Below are 19082 nucleotides of genomic sequence, written 5' to 3' on the forward strand. Positions count from 1 at the left end.
TCTACTCCCCTTTCATTTCATCAACTTTTTTCTTTTCTTCAATTACTCTATAATTATTAAATTCTAGAGTATCATCAAAATGACATATACTCTTATAAGAACAGAACTTGCATGGTGTTTCATCTTTTAATTTATACGGTGAAATAGAAATATCTCCACACAAAACATTAGAACATAATTCTTTTAACTTATCCTTTACAAATCCTCTTAAGAAATCAAAATCCGCCTCAGTAATTTGTCCTTTAGAATTACTTTTAGCTAGTTCACCCTTTGCTGTAAGAGAAGCATTAACAACTATAGATTTCTTTCTCTTTTCAAATTCATTATCCATTGCTAAAATTATTTCTTTATCCTTAAGTAAAAGTCCTTGTAACTTTAATGATTCATTTATCTTCTCTTCAATCTCATCTTTTGTAAGATGCTCTTTGTTTTCAATAATAGGATCATCCATTTTATAATAAAACACACCACAAGGTACTGACTTCTCACCTTTTTTATCCAATGACTCCATTACCGCCTGTAAATATGTTAAAAGTTGTAATTGTAATCCATTGTATATCTTTGAGAAATCTATTTCCATAGAACCTAATTTGTAATCAATTATTCTAACATAAGTATTCCCATCACAAGTATAATAATCTACTCTATCAACTTTACCTACAATATAAACTGTTGATTTATCTTTTGATATTATCATAGGTGGAAGTTCACCATTTTTATCAAACTTCATCTCAAAGCCCATTGGTACAAAACTTGAATTTTCTAATTGTTTAACAATAATCTTTAATGTTCTTCTAAGAACTCTCTTTAGTTTTCTCACAAGAAAGCGCATTCTTGCTGTATTTAAAAATAAGAAATTTTCCTTCTTTTCTAAAAGCTTTGCTACTATATCATCTACAGCTTCTTCAATATATTCTTCAGTAATATTTCTAAACTCAATATTTTTTTCTATAACATCGCTACAAAACTTATCAATACCTTCATGTAGTAGCGATCCTATAGAAGGATAAGATACTTCACTTGTTCTTCTTTCTTTTGCTTTCAATCCATAAGTAACATAATAAGCAAATGGACATGCTGCATATTTTTCAAATTGTGTTACTGATGCTTTTATATCACCACCATAGATACTGTTTATTGCTTCCTTTGATAACACCTTAGGCTCATTTTTATATAAGAAATATTCTTCCATTTTACCAAGTTTATCATTATAGTTTTCACTATTTTCGTACCATTTATATAAATCTCTTAAGTAAGGATAATCCTCTTCATCGCAATTATTAATTTGTAATATCATTTCATTAAAAGTTGCTTTTGGTGATGCAATTTTATCTGTAAAACTATCACTTAAAACATAATTATTTTCTTTTATATTAGGAAAAATTCTCTTTATCTTTGAAATTACCCTAGAAGGTCTTTTCCCTTTTCCATTTATATCTGAAACAGGATAACTGATAACTAAAGATTCTCTAGCTGTTGTAAGAGCTGTATATACTAAGAACTCTTCCTCATAAGTTTTAGATAAAGTATCACTAGCGAGCTCCATACCAATACTATTTAACTCTTCTCTTTCTGTATCATTAAGAATACCTTCATTAGTTGAAACCATAGGAAATACTCCTTCATTACACCCAATAAGATATACTCTTTTTACATCCTGACTCTTAGATCTATCACTACCACCAACAAATACCTGGTCTAAAGCTGTAGGAATAATGCCTACCTCTGCATGATCCACGCCCACTGCAAAAATCTTAACAAACTCACTAAGAGACATTTCCTCTTCTCCTAAAACCTCTACAAAAGAATTTAAAATGTCCATAACCTTATTCCATATTTGTGAATACTCTTCACTAAGAGCAATTTCTCCTTCTTCACTATAACTGTCTACAAGGTCTTTAATATGTTCTTTAACATTAGCCTCTTCTAAGAAATAATATAATTTTTCTCCTATATTTTTAACAGTATCCTTCGACTTAGATATTTCTAATAAATTTCTAAGTGGTGATACTACTTTTTCTTTTATCTCATTTATTTTATCTAAAAACTCCTCATCAGTATCAAAAGGATTGTACTCACTATAAACTGGATAATCCCATACCTTGTCAACCCACTTTGACTTTCCCTTTATTCCATGACATAAAACATAATTCTCTAGAATATCTATATCTTCCATATCAATATCAAGAATATAAGTTTTTAAATACCTAAAAACTGTCTCATAACTCCAATTCCTATTGATTATCTCAAGAGCTGAAGATATAAAAACAATAAAGTTATTATTCTCTGTACTTGCCTTTTTATCTATAAAGAAAGGTATATCGTATTGATTAAAAATCCCCTTTATATACTCTGTGTATGAATCTATATCTCTAGAAATAACAGCTATATCTTTATATCTTATATTTTTTTCTCTTACTTCTTTTACAATATCTCTAGCCATTATCTCTATTTCTTTAAAACTATTAAAAGCAACATTTATTTGTATATCTTCTGTTACTTCTTCATTTTGTGCAACACTGATATTATTAATATTCTTCTCTAGGTGCTTAAGTTCCTTCGATAGAAACTTGTACCCTCTACCATCTAAATTTTCAATATTAACACTAATGTTATTTTTATCTGCCATTCTTTGAAGCCTACTTAAAGTAGTCTCTGTTAAATAAAAAGTATTTTGATTTTCTAATTCTTCATAATTTAATGTAATATAAACATCCTTAGATAAATGAAGTAATTTTTCTATTATTTTCATTTGTTGAGGAGTAAAAAATGAAAATTCATCAATCCAAATATAACTATCTTTAATATAGTCATATTCCTCTAACTTTTTCATCAAAACATTAAGTTCATCATCTCTATCTAAAAACTTTCCTTCGGTTTCATTACTAAAAGCTTTATAAATCTCCTTAAGGTCAAAAAGTTTATCTCTTAACGTAGGCTTTGAACTCATTTTTTCATAAGCATCTTCTAAATCATCATAGCTAATATTATATCTTTTAAACTCACCTATCATTTCACCTATCAAAGCAACGAAACCTTTTTGATGAGCTACTGTTCCGAAGGTTGCAAAGTTCAGTCTATCACTATTTAATATGTAATAAATAAGCATTGCCTTCCCACAATCATCAAGAGTTTTTTCCTTAGCTCCACCAACTTTTGAAAATACTTTATGTGCTAATCTCTTAAAATTTGTCACTGTTCCACGAAGAAGAACTTCTTCTCCTAATACCTCTATAAGTTTCTTTTCACCTTCAAAAGTAAATTGTTCTGGTACTAACATAAAAATTTTACTATTAGATTCACTTTTAATCTTTTTATCTATCTCTTCAAAACACCTAGTAGTTTTTCCGCTACCAGATGCCCCTAAAATTATATTTAATGCCATCTTTCCACCTCAAAAAATAAAAAATATATGTGTGGATGATACCACACATATATTTTACACTATAAAGTGATTAATAAATAGGGAACTTTGCACAAAGAGCATTAACTTCTGCCTTTAATGAAGATAAATCCTTATCTCTATTTTCAATAGCTTCATTTATAAATCTTGCTATTTCCTTCATTTCATTTTCCCCAAAACCTCTTGTAGTTACAGCGGCAGTTCCTATTCTTATACCAGAAGTAACAAATGGGCTTTCTGTTTCATTTGGTACCGTATTTTTATTAGTTGTAATACTTACTGAATCAAGTAGCTTCTCTGCTTCCTTACCAGTAATGCCTTTATTTCTTAAATCTACTAATAGAAGATGGTTATCTGTTCCACCTGAAACTATATTAAATCCATATTTCATAAGTTCGTCAGCTAAAGTCTTAGCATTTTTAACTACATTCTTTCCATATTCCTTAAAATCATCTTTTAATGCTTCTCCAAAGCATACTGCCTTACCTGCAATAATATGCATTAATGGCCCACCTTGAATTCCTGGGAATATATTTTTATCTAATACTTTTGCATATTTTTCTTTGCAAATTATAGCTCCACCTCTTGGCCCTCTTAAAGTCTTGTGAGTTGTAGTTGTTACAAAATCACAATAAGGTACTGGATTTGGATGAACACCAGCTGCTACAAGTCCTGCTATATGTGCCATATCTACCATAAGCATAGCGCCAACTTCATCTGCAATTTCTCTAAACTTTGCAAAATCTATAATTCTACTATAAGCAGAAGCACCAGCTACAATAAGCTTTGGTTTTACTTCTTTTGCTATAGCTCTTACATTTTCATAATCTATAACTCCGTTATCATTTACTCCATAAGACTTAAAATCGAAAAGTCTTCCTGAAAAGTTTACTGGTGATCCATGAGTTAAGTGTCCGCCATTACTTAAATCCATTCCTAAAACTACATCACCAGGTTCTAATACTGAAAAATAAACTGCCATATTTGCTTGAGAACCTGAATGTGGTTGTACATTAGCATGATCTCCACCAAATAATTGTAATAATCTTTCTCTAGCAATATTCTCAGCTACATCAACTTCTTGACATCCGCCATAATATCTTTTTCCTGGATATCCCTCAGCATATTTATTAGTTAAAAATGATCCCATAGCCTCCATAACAGCTTTAGAAGTAAAGTTTTCTGAAGCTATAAGTTCAATATTGCTTTCTTGTCTATTATGTTCCTTTTCTACAACTTCATAAATAACAGGATCCATTTCTTTTAAATTATCAAAATTCATTTTTAGCCCCTCCTATAATATTTTTTATTATTTACAATATACTTTTAACTATATATTGATTAACCGTATATTATACCTTATAAGGTATACGACTATTTATATGTAATTATAGTCCAATACCGTATATTTAACAATATTAATTGAGAATTTAATAGTGAAAAGAATGACACAAGTATGATGGCACAGGGCACAGCGATAGAGGAAATACCTTATAAAAAGAATTTTCACCTTACTTGTGCCTTCTAACCTGTGCTATTATAAAAAGTACTATCCCTATTTACTATTCTTTATTTACTTTTTTGATATAATATTGTTAATAAAATCAAACTATAATTAGGAAGGACACTTATAAATATGGATGTTAATGAAATAGTGTTAATTGCCGCTAAGGCTGGCAAAATAATCTTAGAAAACGGCGGAGAAATTTATAGGGTAGAAGATACCATAATTAGAGTTTGCAATGCTTTTAATATTAATAATCCTGAAGCCATTGTAATGCCTACTGGTATATTCATATCAGCTACTGATGAAAATAATAATTCGATATCTATTATAAAAAGAATACATAGTAGAAAAGTTAATTTAGATAAGATTTCTAAAGTAAATGACTTATCTAGAAAACTTTCTTCTAAAGTCCTTACTATCGACGAAGTAAAAAAGCAATTAGATTTGTTAGAAAAGGCACCAGGATATAGCCCATTAACTAATGTACTTATATCTGGATTTGCTGTTACATCTTTTGCACTTTTATTGGGTGCTAGTATCAAAGATAGCATCTTTGCTTTTTTTATTGGTATAATAATAAACTTAATGACCTCATATTTATCAAAAATAAAATTCAACGATTTCTTTATTAACCTAACTGGAGGTTTTATTGCTGCTATATTAGGAATCATTCTTGCAAAAATAAAACTAATATATTCTATGGACACTGTTATAATCTCATCAATAATGCTTTTAGTTCCAGGACTTATTATAACTAATGCCATCCGTGACACTATAGCTGGTGACTTAGTATCCGGCATTAGTAGAGCCTTAGAAGCTTTCTTTATAGCTATTGCCATTGCTGTAGGGTCTGGTATGGCATTTAAATTATGGATATCACTAGGAGGTAACATATGATGAATTTACTATATGCTTTTTATGCAGGTTTAGGTTCATTTTCTTTCGGCATACTATTCAATATTCGAGGAAAAAATTTAATATTTGCTGGTATATCTGGTATGATTGGTTGGTTAACTTACTTAACATTATTAGATAACGGTCATTCTACCAATGTAAGTCTTTTTGGTGCTTCTCTAATAGTTTCATTATTATCAGAAATTCTCGCCAGAATATTAAAAAGCCCTGTAACTATTTATGTAATTGCAGGAATCATTCCTCTTGTACCTGGTAGTGGAATGTATAATACAATGTTTGAATCCATAACAGGAAGCTTAGATAAAGCAATCTCTCTTGGATTTTCTACTTTAATAAATGCTGGCTCTATAGCTCTTGGAATAGTTTTTGTATCTTCTATAGGAAGATTTCTATTCAAGAAAAAAGAATATCGATTACTACATTTACGGAAATAAATATGAAAATTTCATCTATAACTGTTTACTTAAAAAGGTCTATTGTAATCACGACATTTAATCGTCATTTCAACAGACCTCTTTTATAATTCTACTTAGCAACTTCGTTATTATTTAACATTATTCTAATTCTACTTATTCCATTCTTAGTAGCCTTTTCTACTTTTATCTTATATTTACCTATTTCTATTACTGCTTTTTCTTTAGGGATTCCTCCTAGTATCTCCATAACTAGTCCCCCTATAGTATCTGAAAAATACTCATTATCTACTATATTACTTAATATATCTATATTATATTCATCAAGTAATTCATCTAATTCCATATCTCCATCAACTATATATTCATTATCATTGATTTTTTCAACTTTTACTTCCTCATCATCAAATTCATCTTCAATATCTCCAACTATTTCTTCTATTAAGTCTTCCATAGTTACGATACCATCTAAACCGCCATATTCGTTCATAACAAAAGCCATAGCAGCTCTCTCTTTTCTCATATCATTAAATAAATCTGACACAGAAGCATATTTATATGTGAAATAAGGTTCTTTCATAATATCATTTATATCAAAGTTATCTTTATTCACATTTTTAAAAACAAAATCTTTAACATGTAGTACCCCTATTATATTATCTTTACTTTCATCATATACAGGAATTCTTGAAAATTGTTCTTGTAGAAAAGCTTCCATGATTTCTTCATATGTAGAATTCTTCTCCACTGCTACAATATCAGTACGATGTGTCATAACATCTTTTGCTTTCATATCACCAAATTCAAAAACATTATAAATCATTTGTTTTTCGTCTTCTTCTAAAGCACCTTCTACACTTCCAACTTCTATAATATCCTTTATCTCTTCCTCAGTAACAGAATCATCTTCATCAACACTACCACCTGTTATTTTAACAAACAGATTTGATATTTTCTCTAATAAAAACACTATAGGTGTTAATATAATTGAAAGCCATTTTATTATTAATGCAACACTTAAAGAAAATTTTTCTGCATTTCTCTTTGCTAAAGTTTTAGGTATAATTTCACCAAAAATTAAAATTATTATAGTTAACACTATTGTAACTAATGCTACACTTTCATTTCCCCAAAGTACAATAGCTAACGATGTAGTTAAAGATGATGCATATATGTTAACAAGATTATTTCCAAATAATATAGTTGATAGCAACTTACTTGTATTGCTCATAAGATCCCTTAAAGCTCTACTTCTTCTTGAATCCTCTAGCTTCTTTAACTTAATTTTATTAATAGACATAAGTGCTGTTTCCGATGCTGAAAAAAGCCCCGAAAGCCCTATAAGAACAATTAAAATCCCTATCTTAAAAATACTACTCTGGTCCAAAAACCAACCACTCCTTATATGTTTTATATTCTTTATTATTTTCTAATTTTATATATTATTTCTATTATATCACCTTTGTAAAATCCATTCAAATAAAGGAAACTTATTATAACAGGAGCTGTCTCTTAACAAATTAAGATTTGTTATCGATAGTTACTTTTATTATGGGACAAGACAGGGCAAAGGTTAGATGGCACAAGTACAGCTAATTCACAATTCAGTCAATTCACAATGGTGGTTAATTTTCTCTTTTGGATAAAATATTTTAGTCCTGCCGATGGCAAATCACAATTCAATCAGTTCAGGAAATTCGCATTTCACAATTGTATTGATATATATATATTTAGTGCATATATAAAACTGTTATACTTAAGTGTTGTTTTTCATAAATCATGAATTCCTAGTTCAAGCTACATGAAGGCTCAGCCTTCATTAGCCCCCCTTAATATTTATATATTAAATACAAATATCTTAAGGAAACTATCTTTTTCTATACACAAAATTATTACACTTAAAATCTCAGAAATTCCCCAAAGGGAATTTCATCAATAACTTTGCACTATGCACTGATATATATCTGTACCCTGCTATATAATCTACATCATGTGCTTATTTTTATAATATCAACTTTCTTTGCTAACTATTATCTTTCTTCATAATAAACTTCATTGTATCAACATTATAATAGGTAATCTTATATACCTTCAAAATATTATATAATACTCTAACTTTATATAGAATAGATTTTATACATAATTTATAATTACAACTAATGTTAGAATTTAATGATGTCTCATAAGTTGATACACTAGAAATTCCATTACCATTCATCGTTAATGGCAAAAATCTTCTATCACTATAAAAAATTCTATCTTTACCCCATATAATTTTAGCAATTCTCTCTGCAAAACTTCCTTTAATAATTATTTCTACAGATCCTAAATCATACGCTTCCTTTAATTGATCTTTATCTCTAACAATATACTGTACCAAAATCTCACCACCTAAAAAGCCATAGTTTTTTAAAATAATATCTCTTAGATGTATTCCCCGAAAATTTAGAAAATATACTAAACAAATAGTTATATAATAAGTATACTCACTACAACTAAAAAAATTTACTAATAATATAAAATGTTAAAACCTTTACAGTAGCAATTCAGACAATTCACATTTCGCAATTAATATTAATTTTCCCTAAGTTAAGAATCTTATAGTCCTATGGCTTCCGCATTTACTTATTCTCATCTTACCCTTATGTTCACCTGAACTACATTGTTTTAAATCAAATCCAATAAATGAAATTAAATGTTTCCCAGTTTCATATTTATTTAAATCTCCACTCTCTCCCAATAATGCTGCAACAGTGCCTTCTCCAACACCCTTAATCTCTAGCAAGTTTTCTGCATACGATATTTCTGATACCTTATTTTTTATTACTTCATCTATTTCATTTATTTTGACTTTGTTGCTTTAAAAAATTATTTCTATGTCGTGTTAGTATCTTTAAATATCTATTGCTTTTGTTACATGTATTTTTTTGCTAAGTCAATTCCTATAAAAACCTTTGACTTATTTAATGAAACTATGTTATTATTCATATGAATAACCTCCTTGGTATTTTTGTTTTTCAATTATTATTTTACCTAGGGAGGTTATTTTTTTCAATTTTTATAAAGTCTCAAAACAGGAATGCTATGCACTACAAAAAAGAGTATTGCAAAATTACCACAGTAACTTCACAATACTCTCTATTATTTTATAATTATATTCTTCCGAAAGTCTTTGTTAGATCATAAATCTTTTCAGCTAATTCATCAGATAATTGATCTTTTGTAGCTCTCCACTTCCAGTTCTTACCTAGAGTTGATGGTTCATTCATTCTTGCTTCATTTCCTAAATCTAAGAAATCTTGCATTGTAGCAATAGAAAGGTTAGAAACACTTTCCCATACTCCTCTAATGAATCCCCATCCATATCCTTCTTCTTCATTTAATCCAAGATATTTAACACAATTCTTTCTTTCTTCTTCAGTAGTCATTGTTTCAAACCAACCTCTGAATGTATTGTTATCATGTGTTCCTGTATAAGCTATACAGTTTCTTGGATAATTGTATGGTATATAACTGCTATCATCATCACCAAAAGCAAATTGAAGAATCTTCATTCCTGGGAAACCGGTTGCCTTTAAGAAATCCTTCACTTCGTCAGTTAAGAATCCTAAGTCTTCAGCTATGATATCAACTTTTCCTAACGCTTTTTCAATAGCTTCGAATAACTTAATTCCAGGACCTTTTACCCATTTACCATTTATAGCTGTTTCATCACCATAAGGAATTTCCCAATAAGATTCAAATCCTCTAAAGTGATCTATTCTAACTACATCATATATTTTTAAACTTTCTCTAACTCTATCAATCCACCAACTGAATCCATCTTTCTCTAGTTCATTCCAATCATATATTGGATTTCCCCAAAGTTGTCCTGTAACTGCAAATGCATCTGGAGGACATCCTGCTACCTTAGTTGGTATCATTTTTTCATCTACCTTGAAATATTTTGGATTACTCCATATATCTGCACTATCTTCTGAAACATATATAGGAATATCACCTATTATTTTTATTCCATTATCATTAGCATATTTCTTAAGTGCTGTCCATTGCTTAAAGAACATATATTGAACAAATGTCCAAAATTCAATTTCATCTTTTAACTTTACTTTATATTCATTAAGAGCACTTTCTTCTCTTAACTTGATAGATTCTTCCCAATTTTGCCATGATTCAAGATTGTGATCATTTTTTATTGCCATATATAAAGAATAATCTTCAAGCCAAAGTTCTTGTTCCTTTTTAAAATTTTCGATTTCAGAAACTAATTTTCCTTTAGAGTTCTCATAAGCTCTTCTTAAAACTTTCATTCTAGATACAAATAATGTACCATATTCAATGCTTTCTTCGTTCCCACCAAAGTCTTCGTTTTCATATTCTTCTTTACTTAAAAATCCTTCTCTTTCTAAGATATCAAAATCTACAAAGTATGGATTTCCTGCAAATGCTGAAAAACATTGATATGGAGAATCTCCATAACTAGTTTGACCTAGAGGAAGTATTTGCCAATAACTTTGTCCTGACTTCTTTAAAAAGTCTACAAACTCATAAGCTTCCTTTCCAAAAGTACCTATTCCATATTTCCCTGGTAGGGACGAGATATGCATTAAAATTCCACTGCTTCTTTTCATATTATCTCCTCTCTAACGCTTCCAAATTTGTAAGTTAAACTTCTTTAGCATAGTTCAAGTTTTACTTTTCAATGTTATTATAACATTTAATTATGAAAATAATATAACTTTCATAAAATTTATTACTTATCTTTTTATTTCATTACAGGATTGTCTTTTTACTAAATAAGTATTCAATAAAATATGTTTATGACTTTCTTCATTATTTATCAATTTAAACAATAAGTTAATACTTACCTTAGCCATTTCTTCTTTTGGTTGAACTGTAGTTGTTATTGATGGAACATAGAATTTACTAACATCCATTCCATCAAAACCAATAATAGAAATATCTTTTCCTACTACTAACCCCATATCACTAATAGCTTTAGCGCAACCTACTGCCATAAAATCTGATATAGCGAAAATTGCTGTTATCTCTCTGTGTTTATTTAAGAGTTTCTTAGTAGCATTATAAGCTCCCTCGCTACTATAGTTACCAATAGCAACATAATCTTCATTATATACGATACTATTATCTCTTAAGGCCTCAATATAACCCTTCATCCGAAGACCACTAATACCATAATCGTTTACATTACCGATAATTATAGCTATATTTCTATGCCCCATACTAATTAAGTAACTTGTAGATATATAGCTGGCTTTATCATTTTCTATTCCTATACATCAGGTTTGTTGTTTATTACTCTAGATACAGTACTAACACCGACTCCAGCAAGATTTGCTACATCTCTTATATTCATCAAATCGCCTCCGATTATATGATGAAAATTTATTTTTAGGCTACCGTAAATATGATACGATAGCCTAAAATAGTTGTTATTTTTTAGTTGTCTATTAACCTTTAACAGCTCCTGCAACTAATCCTTTAGCAATATATTTTTGTGAACATAAGAATAATATTACTACAGGAAGTGATGACATAACAGCGGCAGCTGAATACTCAGTCCAGTTAGCTGAGAAGTTACCTGTTATAAATTGTTGTAATCCTGTTGTAACTGTTTTAACTTCTAAGCCTTTTAATAATGCTGAAGTGAAAATAAATTCACTGTATGCAGCAATGAAAGATAATAAGAATATTACTATAATCATATTTCTAAGTAATGGTAAAATTATCTTTCTAAACATTTGGAAAGTAGTTGCTCCATCAATATATGCTGATTCTGATAATTCCATTGGAATACCATCAATAGTTCCTTTTATAAGCCAAATATAATATGCACTACCTGCTCCTATGATTAATATAAGAACCCATAATTGGTCAGATAAGTTTAAGTTATAAACTATACCAATTATTGCTGGTAAAGCCATTGTATTAGGGAACATTTGAAGAATTAATAAAGCCATTAATCCTGATTTTCTTCCAGTAAATTTTATTCTAGCAAAAGCAAATGCTGCTAGTACTGATGTTATAACTTGTATTACTGCTACAGATGTACATATAATTAATGAGTTTTTAACCCATAATAAGAAATCTGTATCATTTAATACTGCTTTATAATTATCAAGTGTTGGATTTTTAGGAATTATATCTGCTGTAAACGCTTGCCCTGGGCTAAGTGAAGCTGCTATTACAGCTAAAATAGGGAATAATACTATCACTAGTAAAATCCATAAATATATACGACCAAACCAAGCACTTCTTACCTCATCAGGTCTTATTTTTTTCTTATATTTTAAATCTAATTCAGCCATCTAATCAACCTCCTTAAATTGTCCAGAAGCTTTCATTTGGAAATATGAAATAGTTCCAAGAACTATAAATACTAAAATTGATAATGCAGCTCCTGTAGCATACAATCCTTTATCTGTTGCTAATTTGTAGTTTACAGATGCTAAAATATCAGTATATCCTGCAAATTGTGATCCTAATTTAGGTGGATCTCCTTTTGTGATTAAATATGCTGAACCAAAGTTATTAAAGTTAAATGCAAAGCTAGTAATTAATAAAGGATATGCAGTTTGTGCAATTGATGGTAAAGTTATTTTAATAAATTGAGTAAACTTACTTGCTCCATCAATTTCTGCTGCTTCATAATATGAAGTAGGTATTGCTGCTAAAGATCCTAAACATACATTCATCATATATGGATATCCAAGCCATATACTTACGAATATTACAGATAATCTAGCTAATGAAACAGTTGATAAGAATTTTATTGGTTCGTCAATGATTCCTAAATTTTGCAATAATACATTTATTGTACCACCAGATGCATTTAATAACCCTTGCCATGATAATATTGCTACTGATACAGGCAATGCCCATGGAAGTATTAAAAATGCCTTATACACTGGAGCTTCCTTTATATTTGGATTATTTAATATAATAGCAGTAATTAATCCAACTATAAAGCTACCAGCTGTAATTGCAATAGCAAAAACAGTAGTCCATATAAAAACAGGAATAAATACTTTTGAGAAATCTCCTGTTAAAACATCTATGTAATTATAAAGTCCTACAAAATCAGGAGACCCATTAGTTACATCACTATAGTTTGTAAAAGAAATATAAACAGTATATATCAATGGCAATACTACAAAAACAAATATTGATATTAGAGCAGGGAATAAGTATAACGCTGCCTTGAGATTATCCTTCTTTTTTGCCATAAAATCACACACCTTCCTGTATAGTAAAAAGAATTAGGAGAGGATACCCTCCCCTAAAATTCTCTATCTTATTTTTTAGATTGAATTTGTGATACTTCTGTTGCAGTTTCGCTCATAGTATTCTTAGCACAATCATCTAAGCTTTCATCGCCTTTAACATATAATTTTATGTTATTTCCACATGAATTCCAGATTGCTGCAACTTCAGGAATATTTGGAGTTAATACTGCATCCTTAGTTGCTTCTGTAAATGCATTGAATAAGTCACCATTAGCTTCTACTGAATTTATTACTGGTAATCTGTTACCTGCAGTTACTTCAGCTTCACATAAATCTGCATAAGTATCGTTTAAGAATTTCTTAGCTGCATCTTGTTTAGATGAATTCTTAACTACACATCCCATTTGAACTCCTAAGAATGGATGTGCTGTTTTTCCGTTTAATGATGGTAAAGCTACTACTCCAACTTTATCACCTAATTTTTCTTTAACTGCACCAACATTCCATGGACCACTGATGAAGAAGCCAGTCTTCTCACTTGTGAAATCTGATAAAGCTACATCATCTGTAGATTCCATATTAATTACTTTATCATCACTTAATTGTTTAATGAATTTATAAGCATTCTTAGCAGCTTCTGTATCAAATCCTAATTTTGTAGGATCGTAGTTACCATTATCATCTTTATCAAAGAAATATCCATCACCAGCTTGGATGAATCCTGCATTAGCATAAACTTGAGTTAAGTTATAATTGAATCCAACACCTTCTTTAGCTAGTTTAACTACATCTTCCATAGTAGTTGGAGCTTCTTTTACTTTATCTTTATTGTAGAATAATGCTACAGTTTCTTGTCCTAGTGGCACTGCATATTGTTTTCCATCAATCTTAACTGCATCCATAAGTTGATCAGCTCTGATATCACTTGTATCTACATCACTTGAAGAAAGTTCTGAAACTAATCCAGCTTGTACATAGTTACCTAAGTTATCGTGAGGTATTCCAAGAATTATATCTGGACAGTTCTTACTCTTTAAGATAGGTTTTAATTTTGAAAAATCATCCTTATTGTCATTAAGTTTAACAGTTACTTCATAACCATTGTCTTTTCCCCATTTATCAGCTATTTTCTTGAATGCATCAGTTTCATCTTGATTTGAGTTTACATATATAAGTAAGCTCTTAGAATCTTTTTTACTGTTATTTCCATTACATCCAGTGAATGCTAGTGTTGATAATAAAACTCCTGCAACTACTGTTGCTAATAATTTAGTACGTTTTCCCATAATAATTCCTCCTAATTTTTATTAACCCTATTAATTTTTTATACTTTGATTTTTATATAAACCTTAAAGGTTTAACGCAATTTTATTTAATATCATTATTCATCATAGATTTAAATATCAGAAAAGGTATCTTAAATTCTGCTGCTTCATTGAATTTACTAATATCATAATGAGATATTTTCTTAATTTTTTCTATTCTATATAAGAGAGTATTTCTATGAATATATAACTTTTCTGAAGCTTCACTAACACATAAGCCACTATTAAAGAAAATTTCAATAGTTCTTATAAGTTCATCATCAAATTTTGAAAATGCTTCATAAAAATTATGATAGATTTTTTCTTTCTCCTTTTTATCAATAGAATCTATTACCTCTTCAAAAAACAAATTCTTTTCACTATATACCTTTGAAGACAATTGATATTTCTTTGCTAATTCTATTCTACCTTTAGTTATCTTAAACTTATCACCTAGCTCTAAAACCTTTTTTACATTAGCATAACTTAAATAATAATTTTTCTCTTCCAAAACTTCATTAATTATTCTATTAATGGTTTCTTTTATATCATTAGTAACACAAACTATAACTATGTAACTATCTATTTTGTCTACTACTGCATTATCATTTTGGAAAAATTCATTAAGTTCCTCTAATATGTTATCATCATCTTTGTCTAGCTTCAGATTAATAAGCTTAAATTCATTTAACACAAAAGGTATTACTTCCTTAACAACTTCTTCAGAAACATCTTGTCCTTTTATTATTTCTGATATAATTTCTTCTTTTGACTTTAATAATTCATTTAACTTTACCTCTATACAATACTTTAGAAGATCTAAACATATTTTATATTGTGCTAAAGTTTCAATGATTAATGTCTTGTCATTGAAGGTCACTACAGTCTCTACTTTTTCTTCGCTTTCACTATTTATAGAATCTACCAAAATCTCTCCTTCATAGGTTTTAATTGTAAATGGTATGTTTATGTTTTCTAATAAGTGTTTAAAAGATCCCTTGAAACTGTACATGTTACCTCCTAATTATCCAATTCTTAATTCTGTTTCTTTATCGAAGAAATGGAATTTTGTATCATACATTGCGAAATCGGTAACGTTACCAACTTGTAGTGATGTACTACCAGTTACTCTTGATACTATAGTACTACCATCTAAATTGAAGTGTATGTAACTTTCTGCTCCCATTATTTCAACGTTTTCTATTTCTCCTTTAACAACAGAGTTTGGATATGCTTGTAATTTTTCTTTATCATAATTTATATGTTCTGGTCTTATACCCATTGTAACTTCTTTGTTAATATATCCCTTATTTCTAAGTGCTTCTCCAATCTTATCGGATACAGCTACTTTATGTTTTCCAAACTTAGCATAGCATGTACCATTTTCTTCAACTACAGTAACATCTATAAAATTCATTTGAGGACTTCCTATAAAGCTTCCTACAAACTTATTTACTGGACGGTCATATAATTCAGTTGGTGATGCAACTTGTTGTACTATTCCATCCTTCATAACTACTATCTTTGTACCCATTGTCATAGCTTCTACTTGGTCATGAGTAACATATATAAATGTAGTTTGAAGCTTATGATGTAGCTTACTAATTACTGTTCTCATTTGAACTCTTAATTTTGCATCTAAGTTTGATAGAGGCTCGTCCATTAAGAATACCTTAGGTTCTCTTACTATTGATCTTCCCAATGCAACTCTTTGTCTTTGACCTCCTGATAATGCTGATGGCTTTCTATCTAACAAATGTTCAATATCTAAGCTCTTCGCAGCTTCTCTTACCTTCTTATCAATTACATCTTTAGGTTCCTTTTTAAGCTTTAATGCGAAAGCCATGTTGTCATATACTGACATATGTGGATATAAAGCATAGCTTTGGAATACCATCGCTATATCTCTTTCCTTTGGTGGTACATCGTTTACTAATTTATCGCCTATATATAATTCACCTTTAGAGATATCTTCTAATCCAGCAATCATTCTTAATGTTGTAGATTTACCACAACCAGATGGACCTACAAAAACAACAAATTCCTTATCTTCTATTTCAAGATTAAAGTCTTTTACTGCAACTACATCGCCTGGATATATCTTGTATATATTCTTCAATGATAAATTTGCCATTTGTCCTCCTCCTTATATTATAACTTGTTTTCCTTACACTTTCATTATAGAACTCATAAACGTTTTCATCTATTGGTATTTTGCACAATATTGGCAGTATTTTTTTGTATTTAGATACAACATTTTATGATTTTTCCCTTATATTATGATTTTTTATTTCAAATTATTTTCATTGTAAGCCTTTGTATTCTGCAATTAAATATCCATTTACATAATTTTTTCAAAACAATAATTACATTATCATTTACATAAGATTTCTAAAATTTATTGAAGATTTTTATTACTTTTTTATCTTTTTAACTTGTAAACTTTTTTAAAACAAAAATAGTGTTGCAGAATAAACTTCTACAACACTATTTATATTACTTATCTTCTTTTTCTATTACTTCAATTCCTAATTCTTTTAATTGTTTATCATCTACCTTACCTGGAGCTTCTGTCATTGGACATGCAGCATTTTGATTTTTAGGGAATGTTATAACATCTTTTATGTTATCTGTTCCACCTAAGAACATTATCATTCTATCTAACCCAAATGCTAATCCTCCATGTGGTGGTGGTCCAAACTTAAATGCTTGTAACAAGAATCCAAACTTTTCTTCTGCTTCTTCATCACTAAATCCTATTGTATTGAATAGTTTTTCTTGTAATTTTGAATCATGAATTCTTATAGATCCTCCCCCAAGCTCTTCACCATTAAGAACCATATCATAAGCTTTTGCTCTTACCTTTAATGGATCAGTAGTTAAAAGTTCTAAATCTTCATCCATTGGCATTGTAAATGGATGATGCTCTGCTACATATCTCTTTTCTTCTTCATCATAAGATAATAGTGGGAATTCTGTAACCCATAAGAATTTAAATTCATCTTTATTCTTAATAACATCAAATTCCTTAGCAATATGAAGTCTAAGTGCACCTAATGATTCAACAGCATTTTTATATGCATCTGAAACAATAAGAACAAGATCTCCATCTTTAGCTCCCATAGCTTCCTTTATTTCATTTGCTTTTTCTTCACTTAAGAATTTAGCTATAGATGACTTAACACCATCTTCCTTATATGCAATCCAAATAAGACCTTTAGCTTTATGATTTTTAGCAAAATCAACTAACTTATCAATTTGCTTTCTTCCAAGAACTGCTCCACCTTCAAAGTTGATTGCTTTTACAAAACCGCCTTCTTCTATATTGCTCTTAAATACAACAAAATCCATATCTGAAACTACATTTGTGATATCATTAATCTCCATACCAAATCTTATATCTGGCTTATCACTTCCGTACTTATCCATTGCTATTTTATAAGGCATTCTCATAAATGGTGTTGGAACTTCAACATTTAATACTTCCTTAAATACTTTTGATATTAATCCTTCATTTAAAGTCATAACATCATCCATATCTACAAAAGATAACTCCATATCAACTTGAGTAAATTCTGGTTGTCTATTTGCTCTTAAATCTTCATCTCTGAAACATTTAGCAATTTGATAATATCTATCAAAACCAGATACCATCAATAATTGTTTAAATAATTGTGGTGATTGTGGAAGAGCATAAAACTCACCATTATAATTTCTACTTGGAACAAGATAATCTCTAGCACCTTCTGGAGTAGATTTTGTTAATATTGGTGTTTCCATTTCTAAGAAACCATGGTCACTAAGATAATTTCTAATAATTGAAGTAGTTTTATGTCTTATTACAAATAACTTTTGCATATCTGGTCTTCTAAGATCTAAATATCTATATTTCAATCTTATATTTTCTGCTGCATCTAGATCTTCCTTTATATAAATAGGAGGTGTCTCACTTTCAGAGAAAATAACTACTTCTTCCCCTTTAAGTTCTACTTGTCCTGTAGCCATTGCATTGTTTGGTGATTCTCTTCTAACAACTTCTCCTGTTATAGCAACACAATATTCACTTTTTAATGTATCTGCTACTTGAAAAGCTTCCTTATTTATTTCTTCACCAAAAACAGCTTGAAGTATACCTTTTATATCTCTTAAATCAATAAATACTAATGCTCCTAGGTTTCTTTTTCTTTGAACCCAGCCCATTACTGTTATTCTTTTTCCAATATACTCCTCTGTTACTTCCCCGCACATTACGGTTCTTTTTAACCCATTAATACTCACTGCCATTATAAATAT

16 protein-coding genes are annotated in these 19082 nt (G+C 29.4%); 2 read left to right on the forward strand and 14 right to left on the reverse strand.

The window, feature by feature from the left end:
* Position 1 precedes the first annotated feature (1 nt).
* Complete coding sequence (gene addB / locus KQI30_RS02240) at positions 2-3385, reverse strand: helicase-exonuclease AddAB subunit AddB (RefSeq protein WP_216461533.1); 3384 nt, start codon at positions 3383-3385, stop codon at positions 2-4.
* A gap of 70 nt (positions 3386-3455) precedes the next feature.
* Entirely contained in the window at positions 3456-4685 is a 1230-nt protein-coding gene (gene glyA, locus KQI30_RS02245) for a serine hydroxymethyltransferase (protein ID WP_216461534.1), read from the reverse strand.
* Between the two features lie 354 nt (positions 4686-5039).
* On the opposite strand from glyA, the gene KQI30_RS02250 reads away from it, so the two are divergent.
* Together KQI30_RS02250 and KQI30_RS02255 are read left to right on the forward strand one after the other, a co-directional pair.
* Entirely contained in the window at positions 5040-5807 is a 768-nt protein-coding gene (locus KQI30_RS02250; protein WP_216461535.1) for a threonine/serine exporter family protein, read from the forward strand.
* A complete protein-coding gene (locus tag KQI30_RS02255) occupies positions 5804-6259 on the forward strand; it encodes a threonine/serine exporter family protein (RefSeq protein ID WP_216461536.1) in 456 nt (151 codons plus the stop codon). The genes KQI30_RS02250 and KQI30_RS02255 overlap by 4 nt, the downstream gene beginning before the upstream one ends.
* Positions 6260-6350: 91 nt before the next feature.
* Here the strand turns inward: KQI30_RS02255 and KQI30_RS02260 are convergent, their stop codons facing one another.
* From KQI30_RS02260 to aspS, 12 genes are all read right to left on the reverse strand, one after another.
* Entirely contained in the window at positions 6351-7625 is a 1275-nt protein-coding gene (locus KQI30_RS02260; RefSeq protein ID WP_216461537.1) for a hemolysin family protein, read from the reverse strand.
* 636 nt (positions 7626-8261) lie between these two features.
* Complete coding sequence (locus KQI30_RS02265) at positions 8262-8618, reverse strand: hypothetical protein (protein WP_216461538.1); 357 nt, start codon at positions 8616-8618, stop codon at positions 8262-8264.
* Between the two features lie 204 nt (positions 8619-8822).
* Positions 8823-9023 carry a transposase gene (locus KQI30_RS02270; RefSeq protein ID WP_216461539.1) on the reverse strand — a complete coding sequence of 67 codons (201 nt, stop codon included), beginning with the start codon at positions 9021-9023 and terminating at the stop codon, positions 8823-8825.
* A gap of 367 nt (positions 9024-9390) precedes the next feature.
* Positions 9391-10869, reverse strand: coding sequence for a 4-alpha-glucanotransferase (gene malQ, locus KQI30_RS02275; RefSeq protein ID WP_216461540.1), 1479 nt, complete (start codon positions 10867-10869; stop codon positions 9391-9393).
* A 126-nt stretch (positions 10870-10995) separates the two neighbouring features.
* Complete coding sequence (locus KQI30_RS02280; RefSeq protein ID WP_216461541.1) at positions 10996-11481, reverse strand: substrate-binding domain-containing protein; 486 nt, start codon at positions 11479-11481, stop codon at positions 10996-10998.
* A 50-nt stretch (positions 11482-11531) separates the two neighbouring features.
* Positions 11532-11615, reverse strand: coding sequence for a LacI family DNA-binding transcriptional regulator (locus tag KQI30_RS17480; RefSeq protein ID WP_367397822.1), 84 nt, complete (start codon positions 11613-11615; stop codon positions 11532-11534).
* Between the two features lie 94 nt (positions 11616-11709).
* Complete coding sequence (locus KQI30_RS02290) at positions 11710-12567, reverse strand: sugar ABC transporter permease (protein ID WP_216461543.1); 858 nt, start codon at positions 12565-12567, stop codon at positions 11710-11712.
* The gene (locus KQI30_RS02295) at positions 12568-13485 is read right to left on the reverse strand and encodes a carbohydrate ABC transporter permease (RefSeq protein ID WP_216461544.1); all 918 of its coding nucleotides are present in this window, start codon (positions 13483-13485) and stop codon (positions 12568-12570) included. It abuts the gene before it with no gap.
* Positions 13486-13553: 68 nt separating this feature from the next.
* Positions 13554-14771 carry a sugar ABC transporter substrate-binding protein gene (locus KQI30_RS02300; RefSeq protein WP_216461545.1) on the reverse strand — a complete coding sequence of 406 codons (1218 nt, stop codon included), beginning with the start codon at positions 14769-14771 and terminating at the stop codon, positions 13554-13556.
* 82 nt (positions 14772-14853) lie between these two features.
* Positions 14854-15801 carry a PucR family transcriptional regulator gene (locus KQI30_RS02305; RefSeq protein ID WP_216461546.1) on the reverse strand — a complete coding sequence of 316 codons (948 nt, stop codon included), beginning with the start codon at positions 15799-15801 and terminating at the stop codon, positions 14854-14856.
* 12 nt (positions 15802-15813) lie between these two features.
* Complete coding sequence (locus KQI30_RS02310) at positions 15814-16923, reverse strand: ABC transporter ATP-binding protein (protein ID WP_216461547.1); 1110 nt, start codon at positions 16921-16923, stop codon at positions 15814-15816.
* A gap of 362 nt (positions 16924-17285) precedes the next feature.
* The gene (gene aspS, locus KQI30_RS02315; protein ID WP_216461548.1) at positions 17286-19073 is read right to left on the reverse strand and encodes an aspartate--tRNA ligase; all 1788 of its coding nucleotides are present in this window, start codon (positions 19071-19073) and stop codon (positions 17286-17288) included.
* Positions 19074-19082 lie beyond the last annotated feature (9 nt).

Source organism: Clostridium bornimense (genome assembly GCF_018917145.1).
In the GTDB taxonomy this organism is placed as follows: Bacteria; Bacillota; Clostridia; order Clostridiales; family Clostridiaceae; genus Clostridium_AN; species Clostridium_AN bornimense_A.

Bases quoted from the DNA above. Each gene is read 5' to 3' on its own strand.
- KQI30_RS02300 (WP_216461545.1), bottom strand. From the start codon at position 14,771: ATGGGAAAACGTACTAAATTATTAGCAACAGTAGTTGCAGGAGTTTTA.
- KQI30_RS02290 (WP_216461543.1), bottom strand. From the start codon at position 12,567: ATGGCTGAATTAGATTTAAAATATAAGAAAAAAATAAGACCTGATGAG.
- KQI30_RS17480 (WP_367397822.1), bottom strand. From the start codon at position 11,615: ATGAATATAAGAGATGTAGCAAATCTTGCTGGAGTCGGTGTTAGTACT.
- addB (WP_216461533.1), bottom strand. From the start codon at position 3,385: ATGGCATTAAATATAATTTTAGGGGCATCTGGTAGCGGAAAAACTACT.
- KQI30_RS02280 (WP_216461541.1), bottom strand. From the start codon at position 11,481: ATGGGGCATAGAAATATAGCTATAATTATCGGTAATGTAAACGATTAT.
- KQI30_RS02255 (WP_216461536.1), top strand. From the start codon at position 5,804: ATGATGAATTTACTATATGCTTTTTATGCAGGTTTAGGTTCATTTTCT.
- KQI30_RS02250 (WP_216461535.1), top strand. From the start codon at position 5,040: ATGGATGTTAATGAAATAGTGTTAATTGCCGCTAAGGCTGGCAAAATA.
- KQI30_RS02295 (WP_216461544.1), bottom strand. From the start codon at position 13,485: ATGGCAAAAAAGAAGGATAATCTCAAGGCAGCGTTATACTTATTCCCT.
- KQI30_RS02310 (WP_216461547.1), bottom strand. From the start codon at position 16,923: ATGGCAAATTTATCATTGAAGAATATATACAAGATATATCCAGGCGAT.
- malQ (WP_216461540.1), bottom strand. From the start codon at position 10,869: ATGAAAAGAAGCAGTGGAATTTTAATGCATATCTCGTCCCTACCAGGG.
- KQI30_RS02305 (WP_216461546.1), bottom strand. From the start codon at position 15,801: ATGTACAGTTTCAAGGGATCTTTTAAACACTTATTAGAAAACATAAAC.
- glyA (WP_216461534.1), bottom strand. From the start codon at position 4,685: ATGAATTTTGATAATTTAAAAGAAATGGATCCTGTTATTTATGAAGTT.
- aspS (WP_216461548.1), bottom strand. From the start codon at position 19,073: ATGGCAGTGAGTATTAATGGGTTAAAAAGAACCGTAATGTGCGGGGAA.